The organism is Pseudomonas sp. M47T1 (genome assembly GCF_000263855.1).
GTDB lineage: Bacteria > Pseudomonadota > Gammaproteobacteria > Pseudomonadales > Pseudomonadaceae > Aquipseudomonas.
On record NZ_AJWX01000037.1, the window covers coordinates 45,740 to 57,400 of the forward strand.

At 63.2% G+C, this 11,661-nt stretch carries 8 protein-coding genes and 1 pseudogene; 3 read left to right on the plus strand and 6 right to left on the minus strand.

The genetic code is table 11. The features are described from left to right. Positions 1 to 96 precede the first annotated feature (96 nt). The gene (gene proP / locus PMM47T1_RS26650; protein ID WP_008375027.1) at positions 97 to 1,599 is read right to left on the minus strand and encodes a glycine betaine/L-proline transporter ProP; all 1,503 of its coding nucleotides are present in this window, start codon (positions 1,597 to 1,599) and stop codon (positions 97 to 99) included. A 481-nt stretch (positions 1,600 to 2,080) separates the two neighbouring features. Here proP and PMM47T1_RS26655 point away from each other — a divergent pair, with 481 nt between their 5' ends. Then, positions 2,081 to 3,040, plus strand: a complete 960-nt coding sequence (locus tag PMM47T1_RS26655; RefSeq protein ID WP_008375029.1) for a 2-hydroxyacid dehydrogenase — start codon at positions 2,081 to 2,083, stop codon at positions 3,038 to 3,040. Between the two features lie 149 nt (positions 3,041 to 3,189). On the opposite strand, the gene PMM47T1_RS26660 is transcribed toward PMM47T1_RS26655, so the two are convergent. From PMM47T1_RS26660 to PMM47T1_RS26680, 5 genes are all read right to left on the minus strand, one after another. Then, positions 3,190 to 4,272 carry a M14 family metallopeptidase gene (locus PMM47T1_RS26660; RefSeq protein ID WP_008375031.1) on the minus strand — a complete coding sequence of 361 codons (1,083 nt, stop codon included), beginning with the start codon at positions 4,270 to 4,272 and terminating at the stop codon, positions 3,190 to 3,192. Between the two features lie 102 nt (positions 4,273 to 4,374). After that, complete coding sequence (locus PMM47T1_RS26665) at positions 4,375 to 5,664, minus strand: MFS transporter (RefSeq protein ID WP_008375033.1); 1,290 nt, start codon at positions 5,662 to 5,664, stop codon at positions 4,375 to 4,377. 109 nt (positions 5,665 to 5,773) lie between these two features. Further along, positions 5,774 to 6,679, minus strand: a complete 906-nt coding sequence (locus PMM47T1_RS26670) for a LysR family transcriptional regulator (RefSeq protein WP_008375035.1) — start codon at positions 6,677 to 6,679, stop codon at positions 5,774 to 5,776. A gap of 121 nt (positions 6,680 to 6,800) precedes the next feature. Then, on the minus strand, positions 6,801 to 8,162 hold the full coding sequence (locus PMM47T1_RS26675) for a DUF1329 domain-containing protein (RefSeq protein ID WP_008375037.1): 1,362 nt from the start codon (positions 8,160 to 8,162) through the stop codon (positions 6,801 to 6,803). Positions 8,163 to 8,178: 16 nt separating this feature from the next. After that, the gene (locus tag PMM47T1_RS26680; RefSeq protein ID WP_008375039.1) at positions 8,179 to 10,008 is read right to left on the minus strand and encodes a DUF1302 domain-containing protein; all 1,830 of its coding nucleotides are present in this window, start codon (positions 10,006 to 10,008) and stop codon (positions 8,179 to 8,181) included. A 355-nt stretch (positions 10,009 to 10,363) separates the two neighbouring features. Between PMM47T1_RS26680 and PMM47T1_RS26685 the strand changes: the two genes are divergently transcribed. After that, positions 10,364 to 11,314 carry a WD40/YVTN/BNR-like repeat-containing protein gene (locus PMM47T1_RS26685; RefSeq protein WP_008375041.1) on the plus strand — a complete coding sequence of 317 codons (951 nt, stop codon included), beginning with the start codon at positions 10,364 to 10,366 and terminating at the stop codon, positions 11,312 to 11,314. Then, positions 11,311 to 11,661 (plus strand): annotated as a pseudogene (locus tag PMM47T1_RS26690) (RND family transporter); the annotation flags it as partial. The gene PMM47T1_RS26685 and the pseudogene PMM47T1_RS26690, both read left to right, overlap by 4 nt.

Here is an 11,661-nt window from a genome sequence, read left to right on the forward strand (position 1 = left end):
CAAACAAATACAGCGGCATTTATGCTCTTGATTGAAGGGCAGCATAGGTGCAAATACTCCGTAGTGCACCCATGCCCCTGCCATTTGTACGTGGCATCAGTTGATGCGCGGGTGCTGTTGCACCAGATGTTCACGGCGGGCTTGCAGCTCGGCGATCTGTGCGTCGATGTCTTCGATCTTCTGTTCGATATTGTCGTGGTGTTCCTGCAACAACTCGCGAGCCTCGGCAAGGTCAGACGCCGCGGGTGCGGCGCCGCGCAGCGGCTTGTTCGCGGTTTCCTTCATGGTCAGGCCGGTGGCCAGGCCAATCACCGCCATCACCATCAGGTAATAGGCCGGCATGTACAGGTTGCCGGTGGTTTCCACCAGCCAGGCTGCGGCAGTGGGGGTTAACCCGGCAATCAGCACGGAAATGTTGAAGGCGCTGGCCAGGGCGCTATAGCGGATGTGAGTGGGGAACATCGCCGGCAGCGTCGAGGCCATCACGCCGATGAAGAAGTTCAGCAGCACCGCCAGTATCAACAGCCCGGCGAAGATCAGCCCCAGGGAACCGCTGATGATCAGCATGAACGCCGGGATGGCCAGGAAGAACAGGCCAATGCTGCCGCAGATGATAAACGGACGGCGCCCGACCTTGTCGCTGACAAAACCGAAGAATGGCTGCACGAACAGCATGCCCACCATGATGGCGATGATGATCAGCACGCCACGGTTTTCGCTGTAGTGCAGGTTGTGCGACAGGTAGCTGGGCATATAGGTGAGCAGCATGTAATAGGTGACGTTGGTCGCCACCACCACGCCCACGCAGGTGATCAGGCTACGCCAGTGCTGGGTGGCCACTTCCTTGAACGACACCTTGGGGCCGGCTGCCAGGCCTTCGCGGTCGCCTTGTTCAAGCGTGTCCACGTGCTGCTGGAACGCCGGGGTTTCTTCCAGCGCGTTGCGCAGGTACAGCCCGAGCAAGCCCAGGGGCAGGGCCAGGAAGAACGGCAGGCGCCAGCCCCACGACTGGAAAGCGTCCTCGCCCACGGAGCTGGAGATCAGCACCACCACGCCGGCGCCCAGCACGAAGCCTGCGATCGAGCCGAAGTCCAGCCAACTGCCCAGGAAGCCGCGCTTGCGGTCCGGAGCGTATTCGGCCACGAAGATCGAGGCGCCGGTGTACTCGCCACCCACCGAAAATCCCTGAGCCATCTTGGCCAGCAACAGCAGCACCGGGGCCCAGATGCCGATGGTGGCGTAGGAGGGAATCAGGCCGATGGCAAAGGTGCTCAAAGACATGATCACGATGGTCGCCGCCAGTACTTTCTGCCGCCCGTAGCGGTCACCCAGCGCGCCGAAAAACAGACCGCCCAAGGGCCGGATCAGGAACGGCACCGAGAACGTTGCCAATGCCGCGATCATCTGCACGCTGGGGTTGGCGCCGGGGAAAAACACCTTGCCCAGCACGTAGGCGACGAAGCCATATACGCCAAAGTCGAACCATTCCAACGCATTGCCCAGCGCGGCGGCGGTGATTGCCTTGCGCATCTTGGCGTCGTCAACGATGGTAATATCCTTCAACCCAATGGGTTTGACGCGTTTCTTAAGTAATTTCATGCACGTTACTCTGTACCTGATTTTCTCATTCATTTACCGCGCCAATGTTTTGCGAGGTGCGGGCTATATGGCATCAGATACAACGGCTTGCTAAATAATTCACTGCTCACGGTTTTTTCGTCTGAAACCCACAAGGCCCCGCAGGATCACCCCCTTCATTGTTGGTGAACTGACCGCCCTTCGTTCAGGTCCGGGCTACCGATGACCCTTCGGCTGAGCGCCGGTACGTTCTGTGGCTATAGGCTCTGTGCGAAATGCATTCCAGCTGGGCCATGCTGCGTTGAAAACAGGCTCGCAATGCTCATTTACAACCCGTAACGTCGAGCGCGACTCCGGCCGTTCCTCGCCTGTTTACGCCTTGCCTTCCGGCTGGTGGGTGCAGGGGGCAGCGGGGGGGGCGGATTCGTCACTTGTAGAGTGAAGATCCATAGTTGTACGATGACCTATATCAACCCTGCACAATAACAATCCAGGAGCCACCATGACCCAGCCAGCGACCCATTCGGTCCCGGTCCTTATCGCAGGCCCTTTGCTGCCCAGCCTGCAAACCGCCGTGGAAAGCCACTTTGCGGCCACTCATTATTGGGAACTGGCCGACAAGCAGGCGTGGCTGCACGCCAATGGCGCCGGGGTAAAGGCGCTGGTGACCAGTGGCGTGTATGGCGCCACGGCCGAGTTGCTGGCGCAGTTGCCCAACCTGGAAGCCATCTTCAGCTTCGGCGTGGGCTATGACGCCATCGCCGTGGACGTCGCCCGCGACCGCGGCATCGCGGTCAGCAACACGCCGCAGGTGCTGGACGATTGCGTGGCCGACACGGCCATGGCACTGGTGCTCGATACCCTGCGCCGCTTTACCGAGGCCGATCGCTATGTGCGCGCGGGCAAGTGGCACCAGGCGCGGTTTCCGGTGGCCGTGAAAGTGGGCGGGAAGAAACTGGGCATTGTCGGCCTGGGCAATATCGGCCAGGCCATCGCCCGGCGTGCGGCGGCGTTCGACATGGACATCCTGTACCACAACCGCACGCCCAAGGACGGCGTGGACTACACCTATTTCGCCGAGCTGGATGCCCTGATCAGTGCCTGCGACGTACTGGTGCTGGCGGTGCCCGGTGGCAAGAATACCGACCGCCTGATCGATGCCCGGCGCCTGGCGCTGTTGGGCAGCAAAGGCTTCTTGATCAACATCGCACGGGGCTCGGTGGTGGACCAGGACGCGCTGATCCATGCCTTGCAGCAGGGCATCATCGCCGGTGCCGGGCTGGATGTGTTTGAAGCCGAGCCCCAGGTGCCCGACAGCCTGGTGGCCATGGACAACGTGGTGCTGCTGCCCCACGTGGGCAGCGGCACCGCCGAGACGCGCCAGGCCATGGGCGACCTGGTGTGGCAGAACATCGAAGGCTGGTTTCACAACGGCAAGCAGTTGGTGACCCCGGTGGCCTGACGCGTTCTCTGCGCGCAACAACTGCCTTTCGGTGTGGGAGTGGGCTCTGCCCACGAAAAGAACACGGCGGTTCGTGAAAAAAATCCGCAGTGAAGGCTTCGTGGGCAGAGCCCACTCCCACCTAAGCATACAGCGCGGCGACAAGTGGCTCAGCGTGTCAGCAACCCATCCACCGTCTGCCGGCACACTTCACGGGCCTGCTCCAGCACCTGCCGCTTCCACTCATCGCTCTCCACATAAAACGCCTCGCGGATCTGTTGCTTGATTTGCTGGCGTTGCGGGCTGCCCGTGCGTGGGTGGCGTTGCAGCCATTGTTCGGCGCGCAGTGCATTCAGGACTTTGGGCCCTGGTTGGGTGCCGTATTCCAGGGTTAGGCCGTTGTACTGGGCTTGCGGGCATTCTTGCATCACCGCAAGGTCCAGGGTGCCGCTCAGGTTCGCCGAGGTCGAACTGCCGTCAAAGCTGTTGGTCACCTGCGGGCCCCACCAGGCCTTGGCGCGGGCGATGTCTTCGGCGCTGGCCGGGCCCTTGTAGATTCGCTCGCCCACACCCTGCGGCCCAAGGCCGGTGTGCACGTCGACCCAGCCGATTCGCTGGCACTGCTGGGCGTGTTCGCGCAGTACTTCGCGAATCTGAGTATTGCTCCAGGTGGGGGCCGTGCCGCTGAAAAACAGCCCGTCGGGATGGCTCTGCTGGCCGCTGGAGACCGCCGCCTGCAATGCCTTGCGGCCCTTGCGCGCGACGTGCAGGAGCAGTTTCAGTTCATTGAGGCGCGACGGTGGCCACTGTTCCGGCAATAGCTGATCGGCGATGGCGTCGTAACCGGGGCTGGGCGTGTGCGGCTGGGAAAAGTCGAGGAAGTTGCGGTTCAGGTCGACGTTTTCGTGGGTCACCCGCCGCAGCCAGGAAAACCCGTAGGGGTTGAGGGCGTGCAAGTACAGCACAGCCAGGTCGGGGTGGTCGATGGAGGCTGCCCAGTCGTCATCGTTGAGCAGGTCGACCTGCACCGCCGAGCCGCAGAAGCCCTCCACCCCATGGCAGCCGCTGCTGACTACCATCAGGTTGCGAGCGGTGGGCGAGCCGACGTAGGCCACGTCCAGCGCCAGGGTTTCGTTGTCGCTGCCGGCCAGGGGGTGCACCCGCGAGGCCACAGGCAGCCCGCGGCGGGCACAGGCCAGCAGGAACTGTTGGCGCGCCTGGGCGTAGCTTGAAGAAAATACGGAAAGGTTCATGCGAGGTCCTGGTGGGTCAAGGGGCGGGAACGGCGCGCACAGGCAGGCGCCGCGCAGGACGGGCCCGCGCGCCGTGAAAGGTAGTGCCGAAAACAGGGAGGGTCAGTTGGCCCAGCGTGCCTGCAAATGCTGGCGGGTCTGCGCCGGGGTAATCACATACAGGCCCAGGGCGGCGCACAGCACCGCAGCCACGCCGATGGCGTGAAGGGCGGTTTCAAACCCCTGGGCAATGTCACCATTGAACAGCATCACCAGCCGCCCGACGGCCCAGGGCGCGAGCATGCCCGACAGGGTCATGCAGCCCACATGGATCGCCAGCATGGCGCCGCGCTGGTGCAGTGGTGAAATGTGCGAGGTGATGGTCATGCCGAAGGCAAACACGCCATTGAGCAGCACCCCGCCCAGCACGTAGCACACAAGCTTCATGGTCAGGCCCTGGGTCAGCGTGCCCAGCATGCAGAACGCCAGGCCTCCGAGGATGCAGCAGGCCATGGGCGGTAGCACCAGGCTGCGCTGCACGCTGGTGCCGCGCTTGAGCAAACGTTGCGAGAGCGCCGACAGCAGCAGGTTGATGACGATAATGCTCAAGGTGGCGGCAAACAGCACATAGCCCGCCTGCACGCTGCTCAGGCCCAGGCCCTTCTGCAGGTACACCGCTGACCAGCTGAACGATAGGGCGTTGGGCAGGTAGGCAAGGAAACACATCAACGAAATCCACACGAAGGTGCGGTTGAGCAGCAGGTGACGGTAGGGCACGACGGTGGTCGGCAGGGCAGGGCTGCCCTGCGCCATGCCGGCCTGGTTGCCGTCGGCGCCGAACAGCCACCAGGCCAGCATCCACACCAGGCTCAGGGCGGCCAATAGCAGGTAGGCCGAGCGCCAGCCAAAATGAGCGATGATCAGGGGCAGGGCGATGGCCCCCAGCAGGCCGCCGAGCATGATCGACACTTGCAGCAAGGAGGCCGGCAGTACCTGGCGGTCGGCCGTGTACCACTTGAAGCTGGCGTGCTGGGTAACCGCCGTGCCCGGGCCGCAGCCGGCGCCCAGTAGCAGACGGCTGGCGGTGAGGGCAGCAAGGCCGTTGGCAAAGGTCACCAGAAGCTGCGCGCTGGTCCACACCAGGGCCATCAGGGTGAGTATCCAGCGGGTGGGAAAGCGGTTGGCGAGGAAGCCCACCCCAATGCCGCTCAACGAATAGAGGAAAAAGAACGCGCTGCCGACAAAGCCGAACTCTTGCGCACTCAGGTGCAGTTCATCGATGATCTGTGGGCCGGCAAAGGCGAAGATGGTCTTGTCGAGCACGCTGATGACCATGACGGCCATCAGCAGGCCTATCACCAGGCGGCGGCGCGGGGCCGGGGTGGGTGATGGCGATGACGCGGGCTGACTCATGAGGTGTCCTTGTCCGGTAGGCGGGCGATGGCGTCAGCATGCCCCAGGCCTGCGGCCGTGGATAATCACCTCTGCACATGCTTATCAGGCCTGGTTATCAAGCACCGGTTCAGGCCACGGCGGCGTGCGGGCTGCGGTACACGTAGATCAGTTCGTCTGCCAGGGCCTTGGCTTCGCGAGTCATCAATTCCTGGTCGCGGCACACCAGGGAGATGTTCATCGACGGCACCGGTTCGGCGATGTTCAGCACCTGCAATCCGCCGACGAAATTCTGCGTGCGCTCAAGGATGCGCTCCGACCAGTAGCTGACCGCGTCACTGGCCACCGCCATCTCGGAAAACAGCACCACGGAGGCGCATTCGATGACGTTTTCGGGCCAGGCGATGTCATTGTCCTCGAACATCACGTTCACTTTGGATTGTTCCAGCGAATCCTGCAGCAGCCAGTCCAGTTCGCGCAGTTGCGCAAGGGAGGTGGCGTCGGCCAGAGGGTGGCCTTTGCGTACGGCCAGCACGGCGGGTTGTTCGAACAGTTCCACCCAGTGGAAGCCATCGGTGCTGCGGGTGGGCGGCAACGAGGTGAGTGCCATGTCCAGCAAGCCCTCGCGCAAGCCCTCCATCAATTTGGAGGGGCGCAGTTCATGGATCTGAATATGCACCTTTGGGTAACGCTTGCGGTAACGGTTGAGGCTGTTGACGAACTGGGCTCCCGGCGTCACCGGTGACACGCCGATCGACAATTTACCGTCCATTACGCCTTTCAGGGTGTCGATTTCTTCACGCGCGCGGCGCACTTCTTCGAGGATCAGCCGGGCACGGCGCACCAGGCGCTCGCCGTACTCGGTGGCGGTAATACCGCGGTTGGAGCGGATCAGCAGCGGAACGCCCAGTTCCGCTTCCAGTTCCTTGATGCCCTTGGACAGGGCCGGTTGAGAGATATGCAGCAGGCGCGAAGCCTCCTGAATGCTGCCGCTTTCGCAGATGGAAACCATGGCCCGCAGTTGATGCAACTTCATGAGCACTCGCAGAACTTCAGAGATGTTCTTGAAATCAAAGCAAAATCCGGGCCTTTATTGCCGCGCTGCCACTGTCTGGTGTGAAGTTCTATATCGTAGCAGCTGGCGCCAGGCTGCAGCGTCAGCGAATACCCGTCACGCGCAGCGCCGATGGGGTGAAGTCCTTGCTGCTCATGGGCACGTTGAAGGTGTAGCTGTTCTTCTCTTCGTTGTGCAGCGAATTCACCGCGTAGCGCCCCGAGATCAGGTCGTAGTGCACTTCAGCGGCGAATATCGGCACTTTCACGTCGTAGAAGAACGTGGCGTGGCCTTCCGACACGCGCCACAGCGCGCCGTGGCCGTCGTAGGCTTCGGTTTCGGCGCCTTGCCAGCTGTCTTCGTCGATGTACACGTCACGTCGCGAGTAGATGTGGCGTTCGCCCGGCTTCAACGTGGCCGTCAGGTGCCACACCCGGTGCAGCTCGTAGCGGGTCAGGTCCTGGTTGATATGGCCCGGCTTGATGATGTCGGTGTACTTGAGTGTTGGCGATTCCAGGCGGTAGCTGTTGTACGGAATGTACAGCTCCTGCTTGCCCACCAGCTTCCAGTCAAAGCGGTCGGGGGCGCCGTTGAACAGGTCGAAGTCGTCAAAGGTGCGCAGGCCTTCGGCCGCTGGGCTGTCGTAGGCGATTTGCGGGGCGCGGCGCACCCGGCGCTGGCCGGCGTTGTATTGCCAGGCCTCGCGGGGCTCTTTCACCTGGTCCACGGTCTCGTGCACCAGCAGCACGCCACCGGCCATGCGCGCCGGCGAGAGGAACTCCTCACGGTAGTAGCTGAGGATATTGTCCTGCGACTTGGGATCGAAATCGCTCATGCCGGTGGGGTAGGCCAGCTCTTGCTTGAGCACGTTGGGGGTGAAGTCACCATTGGTCTGTGGCGAAGCTTGCATCACGATGCGCTTGAGGGTGTCGCCGCGGTAGCGGCCAATCAGGTCCCAGATCACCTCCAGGCCATCCTTGGGAATGGGAAAGGGGATGCCGCCGGCGTGGTAATGCTCCAGGCCGTTGCCGCCCGCCACCAGTTGCGTTTCCAGCGCATTCTGGCGAGTGGCCGCCAGGCTCTTGTCCGGCAGGCTCACCGTGCGATGGCTGGGGAAGACCGGAATGCGGTAGGTGTCCGGGTAGCGGGCGAACAACGCCAGTTGCCCAGCCGTGAGCTTGTCCTTGTACTGCGCTGCGGTGGCGGCGGTGATCACGAACAAGGGTTTTTCATTGGCGAAAGGGTCGGGCAGGAAACCATCGGCGTTGGCCTTGCCGGTGCTGGCGGGCAGGCCACCGGTCCAGGCCGGAATGCTGCCGTCAGCGTTGGCGGATTTTTGTGCGCCCACCGGCGTCAGGTCGGCGCCCAGGCGCGCGGCCTGGTCGGCGGGCACGGCCGCGTGCACCTGGCTGGCCAGCACGCACAGGGTAAAGCCGCCGATCTTGAGCAAATGCAGGTGTTTCATGATGTACCTCACAGGCTTAAAAACTGACGCCGACGCTCAGGGCGACGAAATCACGGTCGGTGGTGGTGTTGTAATCGCCGCCAAAGAAATTGGTGTAACTGAGGCTGGCGGTGTATTTGGTCAGGTAGTCGGCATCCACGCCCACGCTGATGGCCTTGCTGCCTTCGGTGAAGGTCGGGCCGTTGCCGTGCACGTCATGGGAAAAGGTGACGTTGGGCTTGAGGTTGACCCCGGCGAACACGTCGTTGTATTCCTCCACGGCGCGCAGGCGGTAGCCCCAGGAAATGGGCGTGTAGTAGCCCTTGCTACTGCATTCGCTGGGGTTGGATGAGTTCAGCGCCTTGCAGATCTCATTGCCCGACAGGCCGCCCAGCAACAGCGCGGTGCCGGCGTCGGCCAGCTCGCCATTGCCGTATACGCTGCTGCGGCCAAAGCGCAGGTCCGAGCCGTCGGTGGCGCCCAAGCCGCTGATGTAGCCCATGCCCACTTCCCCCACCAGGCTCAGGCGGTCGCCGCCCAGCACATGGTCGAAGGTGCGCACGGCGGTGGTCTGCGCCTGGGTGTAGGGCATGCGCTTGTAGCCCTGGATGGTCGAGCCATAGGTAGAGCTGGCCCAGCCGGTGCTGAAAATCGGCAGGCCGGCGTTGACCAGCGGGTTGGTGGCCGCCGAACCCAGCACTGCGGCGTTGGACACATCGCTGGCGTTGAGCGACATGGGCATGTTTGGCCGGTAGCTGATCTCCCCCGACAGCGCCGTGGCGCCGACGTTGGTGGCAAAACTGATGCCGTACAGGCGGATGTCCTCGGGGTAGGTCAGGTAGTAGCGCGCGGTACTCACGCCGCCCTGACCCGACAGGCCGCCTACCGGGTCGGCCAGCGCACCCTTGCCGACCGTCCAGTTGATCTCCGGGTTGCGCGCGTGATAGTTCATCGCGTAGAAGCCGAACTCGGTGTCGTTGAGCTCCGGCACAGTCCAGTGCATCGATACGCCGAACTGGCCGCTGTTGCGCGCATCGTTATCGCTCAGGCGCGGCACGTAGCCGTAACTGCTGCTGTCGCGGTCGAAGTCGGTGCCGTTGATGGTCATGCCCTGGGTACAGCCTTTGGCAGCCACGTCGCTGCCGAAGAAGGTGCCGCAGTTATCCAGTTCGGTCTTTTGCCAGGTCAGCTGGTAGAAGGCTTCCACGGACAGGTTGTCGCTGACGCCCTGGCTGACGTACAGCATGTTCACCGGGATCAGCCCTTCCTTCACCTCGGAACCGGGGCGGCGCAGGGCCGACACGTCCACCGGGTTGATGGTATTGATGGAGTTGCCGATGAAGGTGCTTTCGCCCCAACTCACCACCTGTTTGCCGGCGCGCACGCTGCCGGGCAGGTTGGCGATGGTGTAGTTGTGGTAGACGAAAGCGTCGAGGATTTCCGCGCCCTGGCCCTTGGCGGCGGTGTCGCGGCCGCTGTCGTCGATGTCGTAGAGGTGCGTGTTGCCGTGTTCGATGGCGTAGTCGTACCAGTACTTGGCGCGAATGAACACGCCAGTGTCCTCGTACTTGAGTTGCAGGTCATGCACGCCCTTGAAGATCTCCGAGAAGGCTTGGCCCTTCTTGAAGTTCAGGCGCCCGTCATCGCTGGTGCGGGTGGCGGCATGGCCGCCGTTGGCGGTGCCGATGAACTGCTTGTCGGGGTTGGCGGTGCCGAAGCTGGCGCCCACCGACAGCGTTGAATCCAGGTGACCCTCTACTTCGCCGACGTTGAACTCCACGGCCAGTGCCGGTGCGCTGCCGGCAAGGGCGACGGCGACAGCCAGGCCGTGGGGCCACAGGGTCCCCAGGCGTTTAAGTGTGTTCACGGTGCTCTCCCCCAAAACCTGCATGTCTAAGACGCGGGGTCGACGCCCCGCTGGCTGCTGGTAACACCACCTGTGCTCCAGGTAGGCCGCATGGTAGGGAGCGCGTGGCGTTCTGCCTTCCAGCAAATTCTTATGCCTATAGCCAAAGGTGAAGTGCGCTTGGCACATGGCCTCATTGCGGGGCGGCGTGCCTTGTTGCAGGGCGGGGTATTCCCGGTGGGTATAGCCATGAAAATCAGCGAGAGGGCAGGGCCGGCCGGGCTCCCTAGAATGGCCCCGGGTCCGCGCCCTGGGGCGACGGCAACAAGAAAACGGAGCGTGTGCGGTGGCTAGGCAGTGGTTTACGGTGTGCACGATGGCGCTGGTGATGGAGCTGGTAATAACAGGTGCCGCGCAGGCGGGGGCGGTGGCGCCGGCTAAGGCAGTCTCGGGGCTGTTGACCGATATCGCCAGCGCCGGGGCACGGCAGGTGGCGGTGGGCGAGCGGGGGCATGTGCTGTTGTCCGACGATCAGGGCCGCACCTGGGCCCAGGCGCCGGTGCCCAGCCAGCAATTGCTCACGGCGGTGTATTTCGTCGACGCCCGGCATGGCTGGGCTGTGGGCCATGACACACAGATCCTCGCCACCGTCGACGCGGGCGCCACCTGGACCCGGCAGTTCCAGGACCCGGCGCGCCAGGCGCCGTTGCTGAGTGTGCATTTTCTCGATGCCGAGCACGGTTTTGCCGTGGGGGCCTATGGCGCGGTGCTGAGCACCGAGGACGGTGGCCAGCATTGGCAGGACGTCAGCCAGCGGCTGGACAACCCTGATCAGTTGCACCTCAACGCCATTATCGCGGTCAAGGATGCGGGCCTGTTGATCGTGGGCGAGCAGGGCGTGATCTTTCGTTCCGCCGATGCCGGCTTGACCTGGCAGCGTGTGCAGGGCCCTTACGAGGGCTCGCTGTTTGGCGCGGTGGCCACCGCTCAGGCGCGCACCTTGCTGATGTTCGGCCTGCGCGGCCATGTGTTTCGCTCCAGCGACTTCGGCGACAGCTGGCACGCCATTGCCGTGCAGGGCGAACGCGGCCCCCTGGACACTGGCCTGGCCAGCGCCCGCCTGCTGGACGACGGCGCGTTGGTACTGGTGGGCGAGGGCGGCACGGTACTGCGCAGCGTTGACGATGGTTTGAGCTTCAGCCGCGTGACCCGCCCTGATCGCCAGGCGTTGGCGGGCGCCATCGCAGTCAGCGACGGCTTGCTGCTGGTGGGCGAGAACGGCGTGCACCACACAGACAACAGCGGCAACGAGGGGCAGCAACCATGAGCATCCAGCAAAAATTCCCGGTACCTCAAGGCACGCTCCTTGAACGCCTGATCTTCAACCACCGCCCCGCCGTGATCATCCTTTGCCTGCTGGTGAGTATTTTCCTGTTCTGGCAGGCCACCTTGATTCGTCCCTCCACCCGCTTTGAAAAGATGATCCCGCTCAAGCACCCGTTCATCGAGCGCATGATCGAGCACCGCAATGACCTCGCCAACCTGGGCAACACCGTGCGCATCTCGGTGGAGGCGGTGAACGGTGACATCTTCAACAAGGACTACATGGAGACCCTGCGCCAGATCAACGACGAGGCCTTCTACATTCCCGGCGTCGACCGCTCGGGCATGAAG